Raw genomic sequence first — 21,118 nt, 5'->3', positions numbered from 1 at the left:
CGGACAGCCGGGCGGACCGGGCGCCCCCGGCGCCGGCGGCCCGGGCGGCGGCCCGTGGGGAACCGCCCCCGTACCGCCTCCTCCCGGTACGCCGGAGCGCAAGCCGCGCGGGCTCGTGGCCGCCGTCCTGGCCGCCGTGCTCGTCGCGGGCGGCATCGGCGGCGGCGTCGGCTTCTGGGCCGCCGACCGGGAGAACGACAGCGGCGACACCACCACCGTCTCCGCCGTCGGCAACCCGAAGGCGGAAAGCCGCGCCCCCGGCTCCGTGTCCAACATCGCGGGCAAGACCCTCCCCAGCGTCGTCACCATCGAGGCGCAGGGCAACAACGGTGAGGGCGGCACCGGCACCGGCTTCGTCTACGACAAGCAGGGCCACATCCTCACCAACAACCACGTCGTCGCCTCCGCCGCCGACAACGGCAAGCTCACCGCCACCTTCTCCAACGGCAAGCGGTACACCGCCGAGGTCGTCGGCAAGGCCCAGGGCTACGACGTCGCCGTCATCAAGCTGAAGAACGCCTCCGGCGCCAAGCTCAACCCGCTGCCGCTCGGCAACTCCGACAAGGTCGTCGTCGGCGACGCCACGGTCGCCATCGGCGCCCCCTTCGGCCTCTCCGGCACCGTCACCACCGGCATCGTGAGCGCCAAGAACCGGCCGGTCGCCTCCAGCGACGGCGGCGGTGGCAGCGCCTCCTACATGAGCGCCCTCCAGACCGACGCCTCCATCAACCCCGGCAACTCCGGCGGCCCGCTGCTCAACGCGGACGGCGGCGTCATCGGCATCAACTCGGCCATCCAGTCCGCGGGCAGCGGCAGCGGCCTCGGCGAGTCCCAGCAGTCCGGCAGCATCGGCCTCGGCTTCGCCATCCCGATCAACACGGCGAAGAACGTCGCCCAGCAGCTGATCAAGACCGGCCAGCCGGTCTACCCGGTGATCGAGGCCACGGTCAGCATGAAGGACAGCAGCGCGGGCGCCACCATCGCCGCCAACGGCGCCGGCGGCAGCCCCGCCGTCGTCCCCGGCGGCCCGGCCGCCAAGGCGGGCCTCAAGTCCGGCGACGTGATCACCAAGCTCGACGACACCGTGATCGACAGCGGCCCGACCCTGATCAGCGAGATCTGGACCCACAAGCCCGGCGACAAGGTCACCCTCACCTACAAGCGCGACGGCAAGACGTCAACGGTCGACGTCACCCTGGGGCAGCGCAAGGGAGACAGCTGACACGCTAGGCTGATCCCCGCGCCACCAAAGGTGGCGCGGGGAGGCTTGCCCGAGCGGCCTAAGGGAACGGTCTTGAAAACCGTCGTGGCAGCGATGTCACCGAGGGTTCAAATCCCTCAGCCTCCGCGCAGGTAGGAAAAGGCAGGTGAGAGGGGCTCCCGGAGTCCGGGACCCCCTCTCACCTGCTTCCTGTCCCACCCTGTCCCACCTGAATCCCAGCGTTGACCAGCGCGTGCGGCCAACCTGTGGCCAGGCGGGCACCGGCACTGGGCACGGCTCGGCGTCGCTCGTCCAACCGGCTTCTACTTCCGGCCGAACCCGCGCGATGATCAGCTCATCCAGTCCGATCCTGGCGCTTGGTCGATGCCCTCGTAGCTGGCGATCCGGTGTTCGTAGGGGTGTCGCAACTTCTTCATGTCAGCGCAGCGCAACACTGACGTGGCCTCGGCTTGGTGCTGCCTCAGAACAAGGTGTCCTGGTCAGGCGTCTCCGGCGTCTCTGGAATCTCCAGCGGCGGCACGTCTTCGCCTCGCCACTTCGCATCAAGGTGTTTGCGCCAACCCTGCGGCGGTGGCCACGGCACGCCCCACTCGGCGAGTTGCTTCTTCGTCCAGCCGCCCTTCGGCGTCTGTGCGGCGGCGACTTCGTCAGGAGAGGGCACGTACGTCGACATGGGGCAATGCCTGCCCACGCGGCTGCCCCGGGTACGCATATGAAGGCCGACACAATACGTTCCTGCGTTGGCGTGAGCGTGGACAGTAAGTACTCAGGCCGCGAGGCCGTCGTCTTCGGCTGGCTCGTCCTGAGCCATCAGGCCGGCCACCCACAAGGGCATCAGCCAGTGCACTGCAAGGACCGCGATGAGCGCCGGTGCCGCATACGCCGTGGGAGCCTCGTCAGCGGCCGCACCCGTGATCAACAGGCCAGCGGCGGTTGCGGCTAGGAGCAGGGTCATAGCCCGGTGGGCGCGGGCCTGTACCCGAACGCGTTCCGCTGATTGCCGCTCGTCCAGCGCTCGTTCGCGCAGTTCGAGCAGACCACGGGTAGCGGCATTGATCACTCCGGTCGCGACCATCCATGGCAGCAGCAGTACCGCCATGACGATGAGGGCCCAGATCGGTTCTCCCTCCGCGAGGTAGAAGTAGGTCATGAGTACGCCGATGGCCGCGGTCAGCATCAGATGCGCGGAGACGGCCAGGCGCCGACGCGCGGCTGTGGCGTACAGCGGCCGTCCCCTGCGGTCGTTCATAAGCCGCAGCATGCTGCGGTCGTAGCGCGTCAGTGCCGTCGTCATGACCTTTTCCTCCCGTAGATCTCATCCGTGAGTGGCCGGAACGGTTCGAGGGAGAACAGCGCCTCAACTGGCAGCTCGAAGAACTTCGCGATCTTCAGTGCCAGGTCGAGGCTCGGGTTGTACTGTCCTCGCTCGATGTAGCCGATGGTCTGGTAATGCGCTCCCACCACCTCGGCCAGGCGCTGCCGCGACACCTTCCGTTCAGCGCGCACCATGGCCAGTCGGTTGTGCACCTGCTCACTCATGTATAAGGAGTACTACATTTCGTCTGAGAGCTGCAACCATCGACGGCGCTCCCTGTGGGGGCGCCGTCGGGTCACCTCTGCGCTCAGCCAGGCCAACTAAGCGCTCAGGGGCCGACCGGAGCGCTCCATCAATCCGTTGTCATAGGTTGAGCGCGTCATCGATCAGTTGGTTCGCCCGGTGCTGCTGGCCCCGCAGCAGCTTCGCGTAGAACTTCCAGAGCACGGCGATGCTGTGCCCGGCCCGCCGGGCGACCTCCACCGGATCCACGCCCGCCTTGATCCACAGCGAGATGCCTGCGTGCCGCGCCGCGTACGGCACCTCGGCGAGCGGCGTATGGACCTCGGCGGCGGGAAGAGCCTCGCGCCGGGCCTCCTGCCAGACCTCCGTGTACTCCGTCGAGCGCACCCGACCACCGCGCACGGCGCGGAACAGCCGTCCGTCCGGGGCGGTCCCGTACACGTCCAGGTGACGACGGAGCAGCTGCACGAGCACCGGCGGGATGGGTACCGGCCGGGTGGTCTTCCGGGCCCGTCGTTTCAGCCCGCGCACTTCGTACGACTTGCCGGCGTCCGTCCACCCGGCCCCGACCTCCGGTCGGCTCCCGCGGGGATCAGTTCGCCCCAGCCTGACTCCGGCAGCTTGCAGTCCCGCTTCGTCAGTGCGGCCGCCTCGGAAGGGCGCATCCCCGCGTAGTACAGGCACCCGAAGAACGCGTGAAGTGCTCCCCGCACGGCCCCTGGGCCCTCACGGCCGCCAGCAGCTCCCGCATCAGCTCCGGGCCGGGGACGTAACGGAAGTCCACCTCGTCGTCCGTCTCCGGAGGGTCCCAGTCGATCCGGCTCAACGGGTTGACGGTGAGCAGGCTTCGCTCGATCGCCGCGATCTCCTCCGGCGGTTCCTCCACGTCCTTCCGGGCCGCGAACTCGCCCTCGTCGTCGCGGACGCACTGGAAGGCCCACACGCGCAGCGCCAGGCGCAGGACCTCGGGATCCGGCGATCCCGGCGTGGCCCCGGTGTCTGATGAGTCGCCTGCCTCCACTTGAAAGTCGCTGGCGGATCCAAACCCGCCGTAGCTACAGTCCCAGACTGTCCGCACAAGGGGTCCGGAGGTTCCAGGTGAGGCGCAACGGTCAGGTGCTCGTCTTCGACGCGGACGACACGCTGTGGGAGAACAACGTGTTGTTCGAGCGCGTCATCAAGGACTTCCTTGCCTGGCTGGAGCATCCCACCCTCGACAAGCTGCAACTGCGCGTCATCCTCGACGACATCCAGTCGGCGAATGCCGTCACGCACGGCTACGGCACCCAGATGCTCCTGCGCAGCCTCGCCGACTGCGTCGAGCGACTGCGTAGCCGACCGGCCACGGCTCAAGAACTCGGCGAGATCCGTGAACTGGCTGCGGCGCTGATCGATTACCAGGTGGAGCTGATCCCAGGAGTCGCAGACACGCTCGCGGCGCTCAGCGATCGTCACGAGCTCCTGTTGCTCACGAAAGGCGACCAGGCCGAGCAACAGCGCAAGATTGACGCCTCCCAACTCGCGCACCACTTCAAGGCAGTCGGCATCGTCCCCGAGAAGAACGGCGAGACCTACCACCGGTTCATCAACGCACACGCACTCAACCCCGCCACCAGCTGGATGATCGGCAACTCGCCGAAGTCGGACATCCTTCCAGCGCGAGAGGCGGGGATGAACGCCGTCTTCATACCCAATGACCACACCTGGGTCCTGGAGCACAGCGAACTCGACCCTGACGACGACCGGGTACTGCGGTTGCGGACCTTCCGTGAGCTGCTGGACCACTTCTGAGGGACCGGCAGGGAGAGCTAGCCACATGAACAGCACACCTCCTGAACGCCCCCGCGACCGGGCGCTGACCGTACCCACCGTCTCCTGCGTCTTCGTCTGCCACGACAGCGCGGGACGCATCCTGCTGGCTCGTCGCAGTGCAGGTGCGCGAGACGAGCCGGGCACGTGGGATACCGGAGCCGGTGCCCTTGAACATGGCGAGTCGTTCGAGGAAGCGGTCATGCGCGAGGTCCGCGAGGAGTACGCGGCGGACGCCCTCGCCATCGAGACCATCGGCGTCCGCAACATCCTGCGCGGCACCCCTGTCTCCCACTGGGTCGCGGTGGTCTTCGCTGTCGAAGTAGACCCCGCCCAGGTCGCCATCGGCGAGCCCCACAAGTTCAACGCGCTCGACTGGTTCACCCCGGGCCAACTACCTCAACCACAGCATTCGCAGCTAGCGGACACCCTCGCCCTCTTCCACGGCCGCAAGCTCGCCTCCGGCAGTAACTGAAACGGCAGGCCATCAGCGGTGCTGCCAGGACTTCGCGTCGGCGACGAAATGGGCCGTACCCTGGAAACGAGCAGGCGCCACCCCACCCCTCATGGGTGAAGTGGCGCCCCGGTGCGCTACACGGCCCGGCCGGCCTACTCGTCGGCCGCCTCCAGAGGGATACGCCAGCAGACCTGGCCGAGTACGCCTTCTCCGCGACGGCCTCAGGTAATTCGCGGACTCCGTCGCTCGATGAGGACGACGTCGCGCCATACGTCGTGGTGGCGGCCGATGCGTTCGCGGGTGCCGATGACGCGGAAGCCCGCGCGCTGGTGCAGGCCGAGGCTGGTGGCGTTCTCGGGGAAGATGCCGGATTGGACGGTCCAGATGCCTGCCGCTTCCGTGGAGGCGATCAACGCGTTCAGAAGCGCAAGCCCGACCCCTCGATTGCGCGCGGCGGGGTGAACGTAGACGGAGTGTTCGACAACGCCTGCATACGCACAGCGGTCGGACACCTTCGTGGCGGCGACCCAGCCGAGCACGCGCCCGTCGTGGTCCAGCGCGACGTGTCGGTGGCCCGAGAGCTTGGTCGCATCGAACGCTTCCCAACGGGGCGCGGCAGTCTCGAAGGTGGCGTTGCCCTCGTCGATGCCGAGCTGGTAGATCGCTAGGACCTCATCGGCGTGCTCGGCCGTCAGACCGGTGATGCGGATTGTCCCGGCGCGGAGGGTCACCCGCGGCCTCCATCGGTGAGTTCGCCGACGAGGCTCTGAATGCGGCTCCGGATCTCGTCGCGGATCGGCCGTACCGCGGCAACACCTTGCCCGGCCGGATCGTTGAGCTTCCAGTCCCGGTACGTCGTGCCGGGGAAGTACGGGCAGGCGTCGCCGCAGCCCATGGTGATGACGACGTCCGACGCCTGCACCGCTTCGGCCGTCAGCACCTTCGGGGTCTCTGCGGCGATGTCGATGCCGACTTCCGCCATCGCTTCCACCACGGCGGGGTTGACGTGCTCGGCGGGGGCCGAACCGGCGGAGCGGACTTCGACGCGGTCGCCCGCGAGGTGGGTGAGGAAGGCGGCGGCCATCTGGGAGCGGCCCGCGTTGTGGACGCAGACGAACAGCACGGACGGCTTCTGGGGGTCAGACACGGGCGGGGCCTTCCTGGGCGGGCGTGCGCTCGGTGGCCACGGCGGGGGACGGTGGGAAGTAGCGGCGGGCGGCCAGGGCCACGTAGACGAGGCCGATCAGGACGGGGACTTCGATGAGCGGGCCGACGACTCCGGCCAGGGCCTGGCCGGAGGAGGCGCCGAAGGTCGCGATGGCGACGGCGATGGCGAGTTCGAAGTTGTTGCCCGCGGCGGTGAACGCCAGCGTGGTCGCGCGGGGGTAGTCCAGGCCCGCGGCCTTGCCCAGCGCCATGGACCCGGCCCACATCACGGCGAAGTAGACCAGCAGCGGCACCGCGATCCGGGCCACGTCCATCGGCTGTGAGGTGATCGCGTCGCCTTGGAGGGCGAACAGGACGACGATCGTGAACAGCAGTCCGTACAGGGCGAACGGCCCGATGCGCGGGATGAGCGTCGTCTCGTACCAGGCCCGGCCCCTGGCCTTCTCGCCGACGCGCCGGGTCAGGAACCCGGCTACCAGCGGGATGCCGAGGAAGATCAGGACGCTGCGGGCGATCTCCCACACGCTGACGTCGAGGCCGGTCTGTTCCAGGCCGAGCCAGCCGGGCAGCACGGTGAGGTAGAACCAGCCGAGCGCGGAGAAGGCGATCACCTGGAACACGGAGTTCAGGGCGACGAGGACGGCGGCGGCTTCCCGGTCGCCGCAGGCCAGGTCGTTCCAGATGATGACCATGGCGATGCAGCGGGCCAGGCCGACGATGATCAGGCCCGTCCGGTACTCCGGCAGGTCCGGCAGGAGGAGCCAGGCGAGCGCGAACATGAGGGCCGGGCCGAGGACCCAGTTGAGTACGAGCGAGGGGACCAGCAGGCGCCGGTCCCGGGTGACCGTGTCGAGGCGGTCGTAGCGGACCTTGGCCAGGACCGGGTACATCATCACCAGCAGGCCCAGCGCGATCGGCAGGGAGACACCGGTGACGGTCACCTTCGCCAAGGCGTCGCCGAGGCCCGGAACGAGCCGTCCGAGGCCGAGTCCGGCGGCCATCGCGAGCAGGATCCACACCGCGAGGAACCGGTCCACGAACGACAGGCGCGCGGCGACCGGGGCGGTGGAGGGCGCGGTCGTGGAGTCGGCGCCCATCAGGCGCCGCCGCCCGCCGCACCGGCGGGCTCGGGCAGCGGCTGCCCGGCGGGCCGGGTGAGGATTCCGGCGAGCCGGTCGGTCATCTCCGGCAGCAGCCAGTAGTAGACCCAGGTGCCCCGGCGCTCGCAGTCGATCAGCCCGGCCTGTCGCAGCAGCTTCAGGTGATGGGAGATCGTCGGCTGGGAGAGGTCGAAGGCGGGGGTGAGGTCGCAGACGCAGACCTCGCCTCCGGCGCGCGAGGCGATCATCGACAGCAACCGCAGCCGGATCGGATCACCCAGCGCCTTGAACACCTTCGCCAGCTCGACGGACTGCGCCTCGTCGAGCGGGGCGGTCAGCAGTCCGGGGCAGCAGCCGTCGACGTCGTCCTGACCGAGCACCGCAAGCTCTTGTTTCGACATCCTTCTATGTTGACGTTCTTCGATCCAAGACGCAAGCTTGTATTGAAGAGGATCGATACAGCCCGATGGGAGACCGCCATGTCCCGCGCTCAGCTCGCCTTGAACGTGCCCGACCTTGACGCCTCAGTGGCGTTCTACTCCAAGCTCTTCGGCGTCGAGCCGGCCAAGCGCCGCCCCGGATACGCCAACTTCGCGATCACCGAACCGCCGCTGAAGCTCGTCCTGATCCAAGGCGAAGCAGGCCAGGAAACTCGTCTGGATCACCTTGGCGTCGAGGTCGATTCCACCGAGCAGGTCAACGCCGCCACCGACCGGCTCAAGGGCGCCGGACTCGCCACGTTCGAGGAGAACGACACGTCCTGCTGCTATGCCCTCCAGGACAAGGTCTGGGTCCACGGTCCCGGCAAGGAACCCTGGGAGGTCTACGTCGTCAAGGGCGATGCCGACCAGATGGGCAAGAGTGCGGCAACCGATGCCGACGGCACCTGCTGCACGGACCAACCCGCCTCGGAAGGAGCCGTCGTCGGAGCAGGCTGCGCGTGCGGCTCCTGAGCCGCAGCGAGGCCGCGTAACAACGCCGAGGTCAGCGACGTAGCTGGTCAGAAGGGGTGCCCCCCGAGTCGAGGGGCACCCCTTCCGCAGGTCCGCTGTCTCACGTCAGGGGATGGAGACGCTGGTGCCGAACTCGAAGACGCGGGCCTGGTTCGGCCTGACCGGCATGATCCGGTGCCCCTGACAGTTCGGAAGACCGAAGACGGTGGCGGTCTGGTTGGTGTGGTTCACGACGGACATGGGCCAGACGTTCGTCGTGTAACAGCCACTCGGGTTGGTGTACGTGTTCAGGCCGACGGTCAAGGTGCCCTCGGCGGCCGCGGCCGATCCCGCGGACGACAGGGCGAGGGCCACTGCACCCGTCACTGACGCCGCGACAAGCCCGATACGACGCATCGTTGCCTCCTGCTCAGACACGATCCGGAGGAGGCGCCGACCGCCTCCTGACCCATTGCTAGCGACCGTCGCTTGACGGGCACTCTCGGCTCGCGTGAGTGCGGAGAAGAGGGCATTGGCTCCGTACGCGACATGCGGGTGGGGCCAGAAGTCCGGAGGCCCCACCCGTCCGTGGCGGAGCGTCAGGCGCTCCGGGTGCCGAAGTAGTGGCCCTGGTCGAGGTCGTCGATGAGGCCGGGGCCGGTGGGGTGCCAGTTCAGCAGGTCGCGGGTCAGGGCGTTGGACGCCGCGACGTCGGCGGCGAGGAAGCGGCTCAGCCAGCCGAAGTGCGCGTCCGCCTCCTCGGCGGGTATGGAGACCGCCGGCAGGTCGAGGTGACGGCCGATCACCTCCGCGATGGTGCGCAGCGGTACGCCCTCTTCGGCGGTGCCGTGCAGTACCGATCCCGCCGGGGCGTTCTCCACGGCCAGTCGGAGCAGCCGCGCGGCATCGAGACGGTGGACCGCGGGCCAGAGATTGGCCCCGTCGCCGATGTAGCCGGAGACGCCCTTCTCGCGGGCGATGTCGATCAGCCGGGGGACGAAGCCGTGGTCGCCCTCGTCGTGGACAGACGCCGCGAGACGCACGATGGATGAGCGGACGCCGCGTTCGGCGAGGTCCAGTGCCGCCCGCGCGCTGGCCTCCCGGGGGCCCGCGGTCGAGAGGTCGGGCCGGTCCTGCTCGGTCGCGACCCGTCCCGGGGCGATCCCGAGCAGACCGGAGGCGACGACGAGGGGGCGACCGGTGCCCTCGAGCGCGGCGCCGAAGGTCTCGATGGCGCGCAGATCGGCCTTGACGGCGCCCTCGTAGTCCGAGAAGTCGTGGATGAAGGCGAGGTGCACGACCCCGTCGGCCGCGGTGGCGCCCGCGTGCAGGCTGTCGGGGTCGTCGAGGGCGCCGCGGTGCACCTCGGCGCCGGCCGCGGCGATGGCCTCGGCGGAGGCGTTCGAGCGGGCGAGTCCGAGGACCTGGTGGCCCGCGCGGAGGAGTTCGGGAACGACGGCGGAGCCGATGAAGCCGGACGCGCCGGTGACGAAAACACGCATCAGTGAGATCTCCCAGTGGTGGCCCGTCCTTGGCGCAGGGCGCGTCCGGACAAGTCGATGTCAGTCACTGTCATCGGCAGCGTACCACTGCGATGTCAGTCACTGTCATCGCGTAGGATCGAGGCCATGGGTCGATGGGAGCCGGGCGCGCGTGAGCGACTGCAACGGGCGGCGTTGGAGCTCTACGTCGAGCGGGGATTCGAGCAGACGACGGTTGCGGAGATCACCAACCGGGCGGGCCTCACGGAGCGGACGTTCTTCCGCCACTTCGCCGACAAGCGCGAAGTGCTGTTCTCGGGCCAGGACGAGCTGCTCGAATCCTGTGTGAACACCATCGTCGGCGCGCCCGAAGCCACGGCTCCTCTCGACGCGGTGGCCGAGGCCCTCCAGGCCATTTCGGCCCGGTTCGAAGAGCGCCGCGAGTTCTCCCGGCAGCGCCAGACCGTGATCGCCGCGAACGCCGGACTTCAGGAACGCGAACTGCTGAAGCTCGCCGCGCTCGCTTCCGCCACGGCCGACGCGCTACGTCGGCGCGGTGTCACGGAGCCCACCGCGAGCCTGGCCGCCGAGGCCGGGGTCGCGGTCTTCAAGATCGCGTTCGAGCGCTGGATCGGCGAGCCCGGCGGGCGGACGTTGGCCGACGTCATCCAGGACTCCCTCGATCACCTCAAGGCCGCGACCGCAGGCTGAGAGGCGCCCCGGCCCGGCGGTCATGCGACCGGCGGCAGAGTGCGGCCTGTGCTGCCCGTGCGGCCTGTGCTGCCCGTGCGGCCTGTGCTGCCCGTGCGGCCTGTGCTGCCCGTGCTGCCGGTGGCGCTACGGGCCGCGGAGGCGACCGTGGCCTCCGCTTCGCGCCGGGTCAGCCCGGTGTGGAGCGCGGCCTCGACGAGGGCCGGGGCCAGTTCGTCCCCCGCGCCCGCCTCGTACGCCCGGCAGGCGGCCCAGAACAGCCGGTCGTTGCGCCGCCCCTCCTGGGATTCGCGGACGAACCGTACGAGGGCGGCGTCGCGCCCCGGCGCTCCGACGGCAATCGGGCGGGCCGCCGCCCGGTCCGGCGGCGTACGCACCGGGGTTTGCACCAGGCCGAGCAGCTCGGGCGGGGCCGGGGCGGGGCGCCACGCGGGGGAGCCGGGCGCCAGGCGGTAGCGGCCGCGTGAGGTGGCCGAGCCGGGGCCGACGAGGTAGCCGCCCGTCCCGCGGATGTCGATGCCGGGGGCGATCCGGCCCGCGGAGTTGGGGACGCTGAGCCCGGGCGGCCCGCACAGCCACAGGTGGCGCCCGCCGCCGGGGGTGAGCACCGTGACGGTGCGGGGGAGGGTGAACGCGTACCGGCGGGCCAGCCGGGCGAGTGCGGCGGCGCCGTCGACGCGTGGTTCGTGCTTGAGGTCGAGGTCGACGCCGATGAGGTGGTGCGGGGCGCGGCCGCAGGCGATGCCGTAGCCGGTGGCCCAGGGAGCGGCGGCGAACAGCGCCCGGATCGCCTCCGGGTCGGCGGACGCGTCGTGGACGCCGTGGCCGAGGCGCCCGCAGGCGCCGCGGCAGGGCAGGGGTACGGGGTCGTGGTGGTGAGGGGAGCGCACGGCGGGCAGCTTCGCGCGGGTCAGTGGGATGACGCGGAAGCCATGGGCCGCGGCGGCGAGAGCGTGGGCGAGTGCGGTGTTCGCCATGTCCCCATTTTCGGACAACTGTCCGATAAGGGGAAGGGGGCCGGCGCGTCGCGGCAGTCCGGGGCGCGGAGGCGCGTCGGAGGTTTGAACGGAGTTCATCATGCTTGCGTGGTAATACGTCGTTCGGTGCGGTTCGTCTGCTGTGGGGTGGGCAACTTTCCGTCATGGCAGGTGTTCGCGGATGACCGGCACGAGTGAGTAGTGGTGATTCATTGAGTGAACGGGACGGGTGAGGTCGTTTACGGTCACGCGGCGGCGCTTCGGTGCCGCCGCGCGGTCGTGCTTGACAGCGCTTGACAGCGTCAATTTATCTGACGGATAGTCAGAAAGCTTTCCCGTGCGGTCGTACGACGCCGTCGAGCCCAGGGGAGTCCGCTGCTCATGCACCTCGCCCCCACACCCCGCCAGCAGCAGCTGCGCGAGGAACTCCGCGCCTACTTCCGCGAGCTGATCACGCCAGAGACCCGTGCGGCCCTGCCCGGCGACCCGACAGCCCAGCGGCGGCTGTTGCGACGCATCGGCGCCGACGGGCTGCTCGGGCTCGGCTGGCCGGTCGAGTACGGCGGCCAAGGGCGCGGCCCCGACGAGCAGTTCGTCTTCTTCGACGAGGCGTACCGGGCGGGCGCGCCGGTCTCCATGGTCACGCTCAACACGGTCGGCCCGACCCTGATGCGGTACGGCACCGAGGAGCAGAAGCGGTTCTTCCTGCCGCGCATCCTCAGCGGGGAGATCGTCTTCGCCATCGGCTACTCGGAACCGGAAGCCGGAACCGACCTCGCCTCGCTGCGCACGAAGGCGGTGCGCGAGGTGAACGGGGCGAACGAGGGGCACCGGGCCGGGTTCGGCGGGGCGGGCGCCGAATCGTGGCGGATCGACGGCGCCAAGACCTTCACCAGCAACGCCCAGAACGCCGACTGGATCTGGCTCGCCTGCCGCACCGACCCGGCGGCGCCCAAGCACAAGGGCATCTCGATCATCCTGGTGCCGACCGACGCCCCCGGCTTCTCCTGGACGCCGATCGAGACGGTCGCGGGCCTGACCACGACCGCGACCTACTACGACGCGATCCGCGTCCCGGCCGACCATCTCGTCGGCGAGGAGAACGGCGGCTGGGGACTGATCACCACGCAGCTCAACCACGAGCGGGTCGCGCTCGCCGCCATCGGCATGCAGGCCGAGGACTTCTACGAGGCCGTCCTCGCCCACGCCCGTACCCCCGACCCGGACACCGGGGCCCGTTCCGCCGACCAGGACTGGGTACGGGCCCGGCTGGCGGAGGCGCACGCCCGGCTGGCGGCGACCCGGCTGCTCAACTGGCGGCTGGTCGGGGACGTGGGGGCGGGGACGCTGAGCCCGGGCGACGCGAGCGGCGTCAAATTCGCCGGAACCGAAAGCGCGGTCGCGGTGTATTCCCTGTGTCAGGAAATCGCGGGAGAGGCGGGGCTGATCCGGTCGGGGTCGCCGGGAGCGTTCGGGGACGGCGAGTTGGAGCGGATGAACAGGGCCGCGCAGATCAACACCTTTGGGGGCGGGGCGAGTGAGGTGCAGAGGGAGATCGTGGCGACCATGCGGCTCGGCATGCGGCGGGGGCGGCGATGACAGCTGAGGCGGCGATGAGCGCCGCGCCGGAGGAGTTGTACGAGAGGCTGAGGGCGTACGAGGGCCGAGTGGCGGCGAGCGGCGGCGAGGGCAGGGACCCGGTCAACGAGCCCATGATCAGGCACTGGTGCGAGGCGATGGGCGACACCAACCCCGCCTATCCGGGCATCGCACCGCCGACGATGCTCCAGGCGTGGACGATGGGCGGGCTCGGCGGCCACCCCGGCGGTTCGGCCCGGTCGGAGGCGTACGACGAGCTGCTGGCGCTGCTCGACGAGGCGGGCTGCACCTCGGTCGTCGCCACGGACTGCGAGCAGGAGTATCTGCGGCCGCTGCGCCCGGGAGACCGGATCACCTTCGACGCGGTGATCGAGTCGGTGTCGCCGCGCAAGACCACCACGCTGGGCACGGGCCACTTCGTCACCACGCGGATGGACATCCGGGCGGGCGGTGAGCTGGTCGGGACGCATCGCTTCCGCATCCTCAAGTACGCGCCGGTGCGGCGGAAGCCGGATCAGAAGCCGAAGCAGGAGCCGGAGCAGAGACCGGAGCAGGAGCCCAAGGCGAGGCGCCCGCGTCCCGTCATCAACCGGGACAACGCGGGGTTCTGGGAGGGAGTGGCCGCCCACCAGCTGCTCATCCAGCGCTGCACCGGATGCGGCACCCTCCGCTTCCCCTGGCTGCCGGGGTGCGGCGGCTGCGGTTCGCCGGAGTGGGACACGGTCGCGGCGTCCGGCGCGGGCACGGTGTTCAGCTATGTGGTCATGCACCATCCGCCCTTCCCCGCCTTCGATCCGCCGTATGCGGTGGGTCTGATCGAGCTGGCCGAGGGGGTCCGCATCGTCAGCAACATCACGGGGGTGCCGCACGACAAGGTGCGCATCGGGATGCCCGTGGAGCTGGAGTTCCTGCGCGCCGACGACGAGCTGGAGCTGCCCGTCTTCCGAGGGGCGGTGGCCTGATGGACTTCACGCCCACTCCGGAGCAGTCCGCCGCCCGGGACCTGGCGGCGGAGATCTTCGGCGATCTGTCCACCCATGAGCGGCTGTCGGCGCTCGGCACCGGTGTCGACGGCGAGCTGTGGAAGGCGCTCTGCGCGGCGGGGCTGCCCGCCGCCGTGGAGGAGATCGGCCTGGTCGGTCTGGTGCTGCTGCTGGAGGAGCAGGGCCGGGTGACCGCCCAGGTGCCGCTCGCTGCGAGCTGTGCGTACGGCGTGCTGCCGGTGGCCGCCCATGGCACCGCGGAGCAGCGCGCGCGGCTGCTCCCCGCCCTGCGGGACGGTACGGCGGTGGCGACGGCCGCGTACCGGGCCACTTCGCGGCCGACGGCCTCGGCGCGCCGGACCACCGAGGGGTGGGTGCTGACTGGCACGTTCCCGGTGGTCCCCTGGTTGCGGGCGGCGACCCATGTGCTGGTCCCGGCGCTCACAGAGGAGGGGCACACCCGCTGCTTCCTGATCGAGACCCAGACGGTCCCAGCCCCGCCCACCTCGGCCCCGCCCACCTCAGCCCCGCCCGCCCCTGCCGCGCATCCCTCCAGCGCGCCCGTGCGGACCGAATCCCCCGTGCGGACCGAAGCCGTTGAGACCACCGCACCCTGGGCCGCGGGGCGGCTCACGCTCCATGAGGCACCCGCCGAGCCGCTCGGCGACCACGGCACTTGGGCCGATGTGCTGGGCAGGGCCCGTACCGCCTTCGCCGGGTTGCAGGCGGGCGTCTGCCAGGGGTCGGTCGCGCGGGTGGTCCACCACACCTCCGTCCGCGAGCAGTTCGGGCGCCCGCTCTCCGCCCAGCAGGGCGTGCTGCTGCGCGCGGCGGATGCCCATATGGACACCGAGGCGATCCGGGTGACGGCCTACGAGGCGGCCTGGCGCCGTGATCAGCATCTGCCCGCGGCCACCCATGCGCTCACCACCGCCTGGTGGGCCTGTGAGGCGGGCAGACGGGTCGTCCACGCGAGTCAGCATCTGCACGGCGGGATCGGCGCCGACGTGGAGCATCCGGTGCACCGGCACTTCCTGTGGGGGCGGCAGTTGGACGCCTATCTGGGCCCCGCCCCCGCCCTGCTGGCCGAGCTGGGCACCCTGCTCACGGAGGAGGCGGCCGCATGACGATCACGGTCCGTGCGGGCGAGGCGCTGCCCCCGCTGCGCATTCCGATCACCCGGACGCTCATCGTCTCCGGCGCCCTCGCCTCACGGGACTACCAGGATGTGCACCACGACGCCGAGGCGGCCAGGGAGAAGGGCTCCCCGGACATCTTCATGAACATCCTGACCACCAATGGCCTGGTCGGGCGGTACATCACCGACCACTTCGGGCCGCGGGTCCACCTCCGGAAGGTTGCCATCCGGCTCGGCGCCCCCAACTACCCCGGGGACGAGATGGTGCTGACCGGCGAAGTCACCTCGGTCGCCGACGGCACGGCGGAGGTCGCGGTGACCGGGACGAACGCCATAGGCCGCCATGTGACCGGCACGGTCACCGTGGAGCTGCCCACCGGCTCCCCGACCGGAGCGGTCCGATGAGCGCCCGCCGGCCGGACCGGCTCGGAGGGCGGGCCGCCGTCGTGGGCATCGGCGCCACCGAGTTCTCCAAGGACTCCGGCCGCAGCGAGCTGACGCTCGCGGCCGAGGCCGTCCGGGCGGCGCTGGACGATGCGGGGATCGCCCCGGCCGAGGTCGACGGGCTGGTCACCTTCACCATGGACACCAGCCCGGAGATCACCGTGGCCCAGGCATGCGGCATCGGCGAGCTGACGTTCTTCTCACGGGTGCACTACGGCGGGGGCGCCGCCTGCGCCACCGTGCAGCAGGCCGCGCTCGCCGTCGCCACCGGGGTGGCGGAGGTCGTCGTCTGCTACCGCGCGTTCAACGAGCGCTCCGGGCGCCGCTTCGGATCCGGGGTGCAGCACCGCGAGCCGTCGGCCGAGGGCGCGGCGCTCGGCTGGTCGCTGCCCTTCGGTCTGCTCACCCCCGCCTCCTGGGTCGCCATGGCCGCGCAGCGCTACCTGCACACCTACGGTCTGACGCCCGAGGCCTTCGGTCAGGTGGCCGTCGTCGACCGCCGCCATGCCGCCACCAACCCGGCCGCGTATTTCCACGGCAAGCCGATCACCCTGGACGATCACGCCGCCTCCCGCTGGATCGTGGAGCCGCTGCGGCTGCTCGACTGCTGTCAGGAGACGGACGGCGGCCAGGCGATCGTGGTCACCAGCGTCGAGCGGGCCCGCGATCTCCCGCGCCCGCCCGTCGTGATCACGGCGGCGGCGCAGGGCTCGGGCCGGGCGCAGGAGCAGATGACGAGCTTCTACCGGGACGATCTCTCCGGGCTGCCGGAGATGGGCGTGGTCGCGCGGCAGCTGTGGAGCGGCAGCGGACTGGCCCCCGCCGACATCGATGTGGCCATCCTCTATGACCACTTCACGCCGTTCGTGCTGATGCAGCTGGAGGAGTTCGGCTTCTGCGGGCGGGGCGAGGCGGCCGGATGCGTCGCCGAGGGCGCGCTGCCGCTCAACACCCATGGCGGTCAGCTCGGTGAGGCCTATCTGCACGGGATGAACGGGATAGCGGAGGCCGTCCGCCAGATACGCGGCACGGCCGTCAACCAGGTGCCGCACGCCGCCCGGGCACTGGTCACCGCGGGCACCGGGGTACCGACATCCGGGCTCCTCCTCGGCGCAGACGGCTGAACCACGCGCGTGTCTGCGGCACCGGCCGTCCGGTGTCCACATTCACTCCTCATATGAACCGAGGAAAGAAGAGCAGATGGATGTTCATGGGCTGGGCTGCCAGTCTGATCGCGGTGCTCGTCACCTCGATCAGCGGCCCCGCCTCCGCCTCGGCGGAAGCCCTCCCCGACCCCCGTCCCCTGGGCGCCAAGGTCTTCCAGGGCTGGGGCTTCGACACCTGCCACGCCCCCACGCTCGCCGCCCTGCGCGCGTGGAACGTCTCCCGGTATCGCGCCGTCGGCGTCTACTACGCGGGCCGCGGCCGGGCCTGCCCCAGCCAGCCGAACCTCAGCGTCTCCTGGATGCGCGGGGTGAAGAGCATGGGGTGGCATGTGCTGCCCATCTTCGTGGGGTCCCAGTCCCCCTGCGTCCGCAACAAGAACAAGAGGCACGTCGCCATCGGCAGCACGCCCTGGGCACAGGGGCGCAAGGAGGGGAAGGACGCGGTGGCCCGCGCGAAGGCGCTGGCGATGAAGAAGCGCAGCGCGCTCTATCTGGACATGGAGGCGTACGACCAGGGGAAGGCGAGCTGCGCGGCCACCACGCTCTCCTTCATCCGCGGCTGGAACCGCGAGGTGCGGTCGCACGGCTTCTTCCCCGGTTTCTACAGCAGCGCCGAGTCCGGGGTGCGCCATCTGGAGAAGTCCCGGAAGGCGGGGGTCCGTGATCTTCCCTCCGTGATGTGGTTCGCGCGCTGGAACGGGAAGGCGGCGCTGGCCGGTGAGCCGGTGCTGGCCAAGACGGCCTGGCATCCGCACCGCCGTATCCATCAGTACGTGGGCAATGTGAAGGAGAAGCACGGAGGCCGGACGCTCCAGATCGACCGCAACAAGGTGGACGCGCCGGTCGCGATCATCAGTTGAGCCGTCGGCGGACCGTCGGCCGGAGGGGGGACCCTCTCCGGCACAACCCTGACGGCACAACCCTGACGGAAGTCCCACCCTCTCCATCCGCAGGAGGTGTTGCCAGCCCTACCCCTACAACCTCAGGCTGATTCGGCTTCGGCACTTGTGGCCGATCCGCGGTGAGCCGCTCACTCCCTAGCGTTGGGGCATGACCACGACCGTGTGCCCAGGGGCTTCCCCCGCCGCGTTCCCGTCGTTCACCTCGTACGTACGGGCCCGGGGGCCGATGCTGCTGCGCACCGCCCGCTCGCTGACGCCCAATGCCTGTGACGCCGAGGATCTGCTCCAGACCGCGCTGACCAAGACGTACATCGCGTGGGAGCGGATAGAGGACCACAAGGCGCTGGACGGCTATGTGCGCCGGGCGCTGGTCAACACCCGGACCTCCCAGTGGCGCAAGCGCAAGGTCGACGAGTTCGCGTGCGAGGAGCTGCCCGAGCCGGACCCGGTCCCCGCCCCCGACCCCGCCGAGCAGCAGGTCCTGCGCGACATGATGTGGCGCGCGGTGCTGCGGCTGCCGGACCGTCAGCGGGCCATGGTCGTCCTCAGGTATTACGAGGACCTGAGCGAGGCCCAGACGGCGGAGGTGCTCGGGGTGTCCATCGGCACGGTCAAGAGCGCCGTCTCCCGCGCCCTCGGCAAGCTCCGCGAGGACCCGGAGCTGTGCCGCGCGGCCTGACCGCGAGCGTCCCGACGGCGAAGGGGCGCCGGGGCGAGGTGTTCCAGGAAACAGGGGGTCTCCGGGGCCAAGCGGGGTAGTGACATACCGGCCGGTCGCTTGCACAATCGGCGGACTACCCGCGCGTAACCGTAAAACCCTGGAGGCCACGGTGCTCAGCACGATGCAGGACGTACCGCTGACCGTGACCCGCATCCTCGAGCACGGAGCGCTGGCCCACGGCACGGCTCAGGTGGTCACCTGGACCGGTGGCGGCGAGCCGCAGCGCCGTAGCTTCCACGATGTGGGCCTGCGCGCCACCCGGCTGGCGAACGCGCTGCGCGACGAGCTGGGTGTTGAGCAGGGGCAGGCCGTCGGCACGCTTCTGTGGAACAACTGCGAGCATCTGGAGGCCTATCTCGCGGTCCCCTCCATGGGCGCCGTGCTGCACACCCTCAATCTCCGGATGCCCACCGGCCAGCTGACCTGGATCATCAACCACGCCGCCGACCGCGTGATCGTGGTGAACGGTTCGCTGCTGCCGCTTCTCGCCCCGCTGCTGCCCGAGCTGGGTTCTGTGGAGCACATCGTCGTCACCGGGCCGGGCGACCGTTCCGTGCTGGACGGGTGCCGGGCCCGCGTCCACGACTACGAGGAACTGATCGAGGGCCGCCCCGAGCGCTACCCCTGGCCGGTGACCGACGAGCGCCAAGCCGCGGCCCTGTGCTACACCTCCGGAACGACCGGCGACCCCAAGGGCGTGGCGTACAGCCATCGCTCCATCTATCTGCACTCGATGCAGGTCAACAGCGCCGAGGCCTTCGGGATGTCCGCGAAGGACACCCTGTTGCCCGTCGTGCCGATGTTTCACGCGAACGCGTGGGGCACCCCGCACGCCGCATTCATGGCGGGCGCCTCGATGGTGATGCCCGACCGCTTCCTCCAGCCCGCGCCGCTCGCCGACATGATCGAGGCCGCCCGGCCCACCCTCGCCGCCGCCGTCCCCACCATCTGGCAGGGGCTGCTCGCCGAACTCGACGCCACGCCACGGGACGTATCGAGCCTCACCCATGTCTACATCGGCGGGTCGGCCTGCCCGCCGTCCCTGATGAAGGCGTTCGAGGAGCGGCACGGCATCCGGGTCGTGCACGCGTGGGGCATGACGGAGCTGTCGCCGCTCGGGTCCATGGCCCATCCGCCCGCCGGGCTCAGGGCGGAGGAGGAGTGGCCGTACCGGGTGACGCAGGGCCGCTTCCCGGCGTCCGTGGAGTATCGGCTGATCGCGCCCGACGGCGCCGTCGTGCCCGCGGACGGGCAGGCGGTCGGCGAGCTGGAGGTGCGCGGACCGTGGATCGCGAACGCGTACTACGGCGGGGCGGCGGGCGAGCCCATGCGGCCGGAGGACAAGTTCACCCAGGACGGCTGGCTGAAGACCGGCGACGTCGGCACCATCTCCCCGGACGGCTACCTGACCCTGACCGACCGGGCGAAGGACGTCATCAAGTCGGGCGGCGAATGGATCTCGTCGGTCGAGCTGGAGAACCACCTGATGGGCCATCCGGAGGTCGCCGAGGCCGCGGTGGTGGCGGTGCCCGACGAGAAGTGGGACGAGCGCCCGCTCGCCACGGTGGTGCTGAAGGAGGGCGCCACCGTGGACTACGCGGGGCTGCGGAAGTTCCTCGCCCAGCGCATCGCGCGCTGGCAGCTGCCGGAGCGCTGGGCCCTGATCCCGGAGGTGCCGAAGACGAGCGTGGGGAAGTTCGACAAGAAGGTCATCCGGAAGCGGTACGCGGACGGGGAGCTGGAGGTGACCACGCTCGACTGAGGGCGTGGGCCGACGGCCCTTCCCTCCAGCCGGTTCCGGGCCGTCGGCCGGTTTTCCGTTGCTGCCGGGTCTTCAGTTGGTGCCGATCTTCGCCAGCAGGTCGACGATCCGGGCCTGCACCTCCGTGCTCGTGGAGCGCTCCGCGAGGAACAGCACCGTTTCGCCCGAGCTGAGCCGCGACAGGTTCGCCGGGTCGATGTCCGCGGAGGTGTAGACGACCAGCGGGGTGCGGTTGAGCAGCCCGTTGCCGCGCAGCCAGTCGACGATCCCGGCCCGGCGGCGGCGTACCTGCATCAGGTCCATCACCACCAGGTTCGGCCGCATACGTCCCGCGAGCGCCACCGCGTCCGCGTCCGTCGCGGCCCGGGCGACCTGCATGCCGCGCCGCTCCAGGGCCGCCGTCAGCGCCGCCGCGATCGGCTCGTGCTCCTCGATCAGCAGGACGCGCGGCGGGTGCTGCTCGCTGTCGCGCGGGGCGAGCGCCTTGAGCAGGACGGCCGGGTCGGCCCCGTACGCCGCCTCCCGCGTCGCCTGGCCGAGACCCGCCGTCACCAGCACCGGCACCTCGGCGGCGACCGCCGCGGCCCGCAGCGACTGGAGAGCCGTCCGGGTGATCGGCCCGGTCAGCGGGTCGACGAACAGCGCCGCCGGATACGCGGCGATCTGCGCGTCCACCTCCTCACGGGAGTTCACGATCACCGGGCGGTAGCCGCGGTCGCTCAGCGCCTGCTGCGTGGACATGTCCGGCGCGGGCCACACCAGGAGGCGGCGCGGGTTGTCCAGCGGCTCCGGGGGCAGCTCGTCGTCGGGCGGCGGGGTGCGGTCGTCGACGATCTCGATGGCGCCGTTGGGCCCGTCCAGCGGCTCCGGTCCCTCCGCGCCCTCGTCCGGCGCGCCGATCGCGAAGGCGCGCCCCGAACTCTGCGGCGAGGCCGGGCGGGGCGGCTGCGGCCCCGGGCCGGGCTGGGTCCGCGGCTGCGCTCCGGGCG

25 protein-coding genes, 1 tRNA gene and 1 pseudogene are annotated in these 21,118 nt (G+C 70.6%); 14 read left to right on the top strand and 13 right to left on the bottom strand.

Translation table 11 applies throughout. From position 1 onward, the window contains the following. Both EEJ42_RS44565 and EEJ42_RS44560 read left to right on the top strand, forming a co-directional pair. The coding region (locus EEJ42_RS44565; RefSeq protein ID WP_246097815.1) for a S1C family serine protease at nucleotides 1–1,222 on the top strand (1,222 nt) is incomplete at its 5' end. Nucleotides 1,223–1,261: 39 nt separating this feature from the next. Beyond that, nucleotides 1,262–1,348, top strand: a tRNA-Ser gene (locus tag EEJ42_RS44560). 334 nt (nucleotides 1,349–1,682) lie between these two features. Here the strand turns inward: EEJ42_RS44560 and EEJ42_RS44555 are convergent. From EEJ42_RS44555 to EEJ42_RS44535, 5 genes are all read right to left on the bottom strand, one after another. Then, the gene (locus tag EEJ42_RS44555) at nucleotides 1,683–1,895 is read right to left on the bottom strand and encodes a hypothetical protein (RefSeq protein WP_246097813.1); all 213 of its coding nucleotides are present in this window, start codon (nucleotides 1,893–1,895) and stop codon (nucleotides 1,683–1,685) included. A gap of 93 nt (nucleotides 1,896–1,988) precedes the next feature. Further along, nucleotides 1,989–2,516, bottom strand: a complete 528-nt coding sequence (locus EEJ42_RS44550) for a hypothetical protein (RefSeq protein WP_123107836.1) — start codon at nucleotides 2,514–2,516, stop codon at nucleotides 1,989–1,991. Further along, on the bottom strand, nucleotides 2,513–2,761 hold the full coding sequence (locus EEJ42_RS44545; RefSeq protein ID WP_009716589.1) for a helix-turn-helix transcriptional regulator: 249 nt from the start codon (nucleotides 2,759–2,761) through the stop codon (nucleotides 2,513–2,515). The genes EEJ42_RS44550 and EEJ42_RS44545 overlap by 4 nt, the downstream gene beginning before the upstream one ends. A gap of 139 nt (nucleotides 2,762–2,900) precedes the next feature. After that, nucleotides 2,901–3,254, bottom strand: a complete 354-nt coding sequence (locus EEJ42_RS44540) for a hypothetical protein (RefSeq protein WP_246097810.1) — start codon at nucleotides 3,252–3,254, stop codon at nucleotides 2,901–2,903. A 163-nt stretch (nucleotides 3,255–3,417) separates the two neighbouring features. Next, the gene (locus EEJ42_RS44535; RefSeq protein ID WP_148082226.1) at nucleotides 3,418–3,801 is read right to left on the bottom strand and encodes a hypothetical protein; all 384 of its coding nucleotides are present in this window, start codon (nucleotides 3,799–3,801) and stop codon (nucleotides 3,418–3,420) included. A gap of 95 nt (nucleotides 3,802–3,896) precedes the next feature. Between EEJ42_RS44535 and EEJ42_RS44530 the strand changes: the two genes are divergently transcribed. Then, complete coding sequence (locus tag EEJ42_RS44530; protein WP_246097808.1) at nucleotides 3,897–4,571, top strand: HAD family hydrolase; 675 nt, start codon at nucleotides 3,897–3,899, stop codon at nucleotides 4,569–4,571. A 25-nt stretch (nucleotides 4,572–4,596) separates the two neighbouring features. Next, nucleotides 4,597–5,064 (top strand): NUDIX hydrolase, encoded by a 468-nt coding sequence (locus EEJ42_RS44525; protein WP_123107833.1) that lies wholly within the window; start codon nucleotides 4,597–4,599, stop codon nucleotides 5,062–5,064. A gap of 203 nt (nucleotides 5,065–5,267) precedes the next feature. Here EEJ42_RS44525 and EEJ42_RS44520 read toward each other — a convergent pair whose 3' ends face one another. From EEJ42_RS44520 to EEJ42_RS44505, 4 genes are read right to left on the bottom strand one after another with little or no spacing between them, the layout of a single operon-like run. After that, a complete protein-coding gene (locus tag EEJ42_RS44520) occupies nucleotides 5,268–5,777 on the bottom strand; it encodes a GNAT family N-acetyltransferase (protein ID WP_123107832.1) in 510 nt (169 codons plus the stop codon). Beyond that, a complete protein-coding gene (locus EEJ42_RS44515; protein ID WP_123107831.1) occupies nucleotides 5,774–6,193 on the bottom strand; it encodes an arsenate reductase ArsC in 420 nt (139 codons plus the stop codon). The genes EEJ42_RS44520 and EEJ42_RS44515 overlap by 4 nt, the downstream gene beginning before the upstream one ends. Further along, nucleotides 6,186–7,310 (bottom strand): ACR3 family arsenite efflux transporter, encoded by a 1,125-nt coding sequence (gene arsB, locus EEJ42_RS44510; protein WP_123107830.1) that lies wholly within the window; start codon nucleotides 7,308–7,310, stop codon nucleotides 6,186–6,188. The genes EEJ42_RS44515 and arsB overlap by 8 nt, the downstream gene beginning before the upstream one ends. Beyond that, nucleotides 7,310–7,714, bottom strand: a complete 405-nt coding sequence (locus EEJ42_RS44505) for an ArsR/SmtB family transcription factor (protein WP_123107829.1) — start codon at nucleotides 7,712–7,714, stop codon at nucleotides 7,310–7,312. The genes arsB and EEJ42_RS44505 overlap by 1 nt, the downstream gene beginning before the upstream one ends. Before the next feature lie 78 nt (nucleotides 7,715–7,792). Between EEJ42_RS44505 and EEJ42_RS44500 the strand changes: the two genes are divergently transcribed. Next, the gene (locus tag EEJ42_RS44500) at nucleotides 7,793–8,266 is read left to right on the top strand and encodes an ArsI/CadI family heavy metal resistance metalloenzyme (protein ID WP_123107828.1); all 474 of its coding nucleotides are present in this window, start codon (nucleotides 7,793–7,795) and stop codon (nucleotides 8,264–8,266) included. A gap of 105 nt (nucleotides 8,267–8,371) precedes the next feature. Here the strand turns inward: EEJ42_RS44500 and EEJ42_RS44495 are convergent, their stop codons facing one another. Further along, nucleotides 8,372–8,662, bottom strand: coding sequence for a hypothetical protein (locus EEJ42_RS44495; protein ID WP_148082225.1), 291 nt, complete (start codon nucleotides 8,660–8,662; stop codon nucleotides 8,372–8,374). 182 nt (nucleotides 8,663–8,844) lie between these two features. After that, entirely contained in the window at nucleotides 8,845–9,747 is a 903-nt protein-coding gene (locus EEJ42_RS44490; RefSeq protein ID WP_123107826.1) for an SDR family oxidoreductase, read from the bottom strand. Nucleotides 9,748–9,873: 126 nt separating this feature from the next. On the opposite strand from EEJ42_RS44490, the gene EEJ42_RS44485 reads away from it, so the two are divergent. Continuing rightward, complete coding sequence (locus tag EEJ42_RS44485; protein ID WP_123107825.1) at nucleotides 9,874–10,437, top strand: TetR family transcriptional regulator; 564 nt, start codon at nucleotides 9,874–9,876, stop codon at nucleotides 10,435–10,437. A gap of 20 nt (nucleotides 10,438–10,457) precedes the next feature. Here EEJ42_RS44485 and EEJ42_RS44480 read toward each other — a convergent pair whose 3' ends face one another. Beyond that, nucleotides 10,458–11,414 carry a bifunctional DNA primase/polymerase gene (locus tag EEJ42_RS44480; RefSeq protein ID WP_246097806.1) on the bottom strand — a complete coding sequence of 319 codons (957 nt, stop codon included), beginning with the start codon at nucleotides 11,412–11,414 and terminating at the stop codon, nucleotides 10,458–10,460. 381 nt (nucleotides 11,415–11,795) lie between these two features. Here EEJ42_RS44480 and EEJ42_RS44475 point away from each other — a divergent pair, with 381 nt between their 5' ends. From EEJ42_RS44475 to EEJ42_RS44440, 8 genes are all read left to right on the top strand, one after another. Continuing rightward, entirely contained in the window at nucleotides 11,796–13,013 is a 1,218-nt protein-coding gene (locus tag EEJ42_RS44475) for an acyl-CoA dehydrogenase family protein (protein WP_123107824.1), read from the top strand. Next, the gene (locus EEJ42_RS44470) at nucleotides 13,010–13,975 is read left to right on the top strand and encodes a bifunctional MaoC family dehydratase N-terminal/OB-fold nucleic acid binding domain-containing protein (protein ID WP_246097804.1); all 966 of its coding nucleotides are present in this window, start codon (nucleotides 13,010–13,012) and stop codon (nucleotides 13,973–13,975) included. The genes EEJ42_RS44475 and EEJ42_RS44470 overlap by 4 nt, the downstream gene beginning before the upstream one ends. After that, nucleotides 13,975–15,123 carry an acyl-CoA dehydrogenase family protein gene (locus tag EEJ42_RS44465; RefSeq protein ID WP_123107822.1) on the top strand — a complete coding sequence of 383 codons (1,149 nt, stop codon included), beginning with the start codon at nucleotides 13,975–13,977 and terminating at the stop codon, nucleotides 15,121–15,123. The genes EEJ42_RS44470 and EEJ42_RS44465 overlap by 1 nt, the downstream gene beginning before the upstream one ends. Then, nucleotides 15,120–15,539 (top strand): MaoC family dehydratase, encoded by a 420-nt coding sequence (locus tag EEJ42_RS44460; protein ID WP_123107821.1) that lies wholly within the window; start codon nucleotides 15,120–15,122, stop codon nucleotides 15,537–15,539. Before EEJ42_RS44465 ends, EEJ42_RS44460 begins: the two co-directional genes overlap by 4 nt. Further along, entirely contained in the window at nucleotides 15,536–16,702 is a 1,167-nt protein-coding gene (locus tag EEJ42_RS44455; RefSeq protein ID WP_123107820.1) for a lipid-transfer protein, read from the top strand. Before EEJ42_RS44460 ends, EEJ42_RS44455 begins: the two co-directional genes overlap by 4 nt. Before the next feature lie 53 nt (nucleotides 16,703–16,755). Beyond that, a complete protein-coding gene (locus EEJ42_RS44450) occupies nucleotides 16,756–17,604 on the top strand; it encodes a DUF1906 domain-containing protein (protein WP_123107819.1) in 849 nt (282 codons plus the stop codon). Between the two features lie 190 nt (nucleotides 17,605–17,794). Next, nucleotides 17,795–18,325 carry a SigE family RNA polymerase sigma factor gene (locus EEJ42_RS44445; RefSeq protein ID WP_123107818.1) on the top strand — a complete coding sequence of 177 codons (531 nt, stop codon included), beginning with the start codon at nucleotides 17,795–17,797 and terminating at the stop codon, nucleotides 18,323–18,325. A gap of 151 nt (nucleotides 18,326–18,476) precedes the next feature. Continuing rightward, entirely contained in the window at nucleotides 18,477–20,129 is a 1,653-nt protein-coding gene (locus EEJ42_RS44440; protein WP_123107817.1) for a long-chain fatty acid--CoA ligase, read from the top strand. Between the two features lie 72 nt (nucleotides 20,130–20,201). On the opposite strand, the pseudogene EEJ42_RS44435 reads toward EEJ42_RS44440, so the two are convergent. Beyond that, nucleotides 20,202–21,118: pseudogene (locus tag EEJ42_RS44435) on the bottom strand (response regulator); the annotation flags it as partial.

Origin of the sequence: Streptomyces botrytidirepellens, from assembly GCF_003721215.1 — a bacterium.
Classification (GTDB): domain Bacteria; phylum Actinomycetota; class Actinomycetes; order Streptomycetales; family Streptomycetaceae; genus Streptomyces; species Streptomyces himastatinicus.
Note: the sequence above shows the minus strand (reverse complement) of the source record. Positions and strands in the feature narration are given on the sequence as shown.

Excerpts from the sequence above, each read along its gene's own strand:
- EEJ42_RS44460 (WP_123107821.1), top strand. The coding sequence starts at position 15,120 with ATGACGATCACGGTCCGTGCGGGCGAGGCGCTGCCCCCGCTGCGCATT.
- EEJ42_RS44445 (WP_123107818.1), top strand. The coding sequence starts at position 17,795 with ATGACCACGACCGTGTGCCCAGGGGCTTCCCCCGCCGCGTTCCCGTCG.
- EEJ42_RS44480 (WP_246097806.1), bottom strand. The coding sequence starts at position 11,414 with ATGGCGAACACCGCACTCGCCCACGCTCTCGCCGCCGCGGCCCATGGC.
- EEJ42_RS44550 (WP_123107836.1), bottom strand. The coding sequence starts at position 2,516 with ATGACGACGGCACTGACGCGCTACGACCGCAGCATGCTGCGGCTTATG.
- EEJ42_RS44505 (WP_123107829.1), bottom strand. The coding sequence starts at position 7,714 with ATGTCGAAACAAGAGCTTGCGGTGCTCGGTCAGGACGACGTCGACGGC.
- EEJ42_RS44450 (WP_123107819.1), top strand. The coding sequence starts at position 16,756 with ATGAACCGAGGAAAGAAGAGCAGATGGATGTTCATGGGCTGGGCTGCC.
- arsB (WP_123107830.1), bottom strand. The coding sequence starts at position 7,310 with ATGGGCGCCGACTCCACGACCGCGCCCTCCACCGCCCCGGTCGCCGCG.
- EEJ42_RS44555 (WP_246097813.1), bottom strand. The coding sequence starts at position 1,895 with ATGTCGACGTACGTGCCCTCTCCTGACGAAGTCGCCGCCGCACAGACG.
- EEJ42_RS44490 (WP_123107826.1), bottom strand. The coding sequence starts at position 9,747 with ATGCGTGTTTTCGTCACCGGCGCGTCCGGCTTCATCGGCTCCGCCGTC.
- EEJ42_RS44525 (WP_123107833.1), top strand. The coding sequence starts at position 4,597 with ATGAACAGCACACCTCCTGAACGCCCCCGCGACCGGGCGCTGACCGTA.
- EEJ42_RS44500 (WP_123107828.1), top strand. The coding sequence starts at position 7,793 with ATGTCCCGCGCTCAGCTCGCCTTGAACGTGCCCGACCTTGACGCCTCA.
- EEJ42_RS44475 (WP_123107824.1), top strand. The coding sequence starts at position 11,796 with ATGCACCTCGCCCCCACACCCCGCCAGCAGCAGCTGCGCGAGGAACTC.
- EEJ42_RS44455 (WP_123107820.1), top strand. The coding sequence starts at position 15,536 with ATGAGCGCCCGCCGGCCGGACCGGCTCGGAGGGCGGGCCGCCGTCGTG.
- EEJ42_RS44485 (WP_123107825.1), top strand. The coding sequence starts at position 9,874 with ATGGGTCGATGGGAGCCGGGCGCGCGTGAGCGACTGCAACGGGCGGCG.
- EEJ42_RS44495 (WP_148082225.1), bottom strand. The coding sequence starts at position 8,662 with ATGCGTCGTATCGGGCTTGTCGCGGCGTCAGTGACGGGTGCAGTGGCC.
- EEJ42_RS44545 (WP_009716589.1), bottom strand. The coding sequence starts at position 2,761 with ATGAGTGAGCAGGTGCACAACCGACTGGCCATGGTGCGCGCTGAACGG.
- EEJ42_RS44470 (WP_246097804.1), top strand. The coding sequence starts at position 13,010 with ATGACAGCTGAGGCGGCGATGAGCGCCGCGCCGGAGGAGTTGTACGAG.
- EEJ42_RS44465 (WP_123107822.1), top strand. The coding sequence starts at position 13,975 with ATGGACTTCACGCCCACTCCGGAGCAGTCCGCCGCCCGGGACCTGGCG.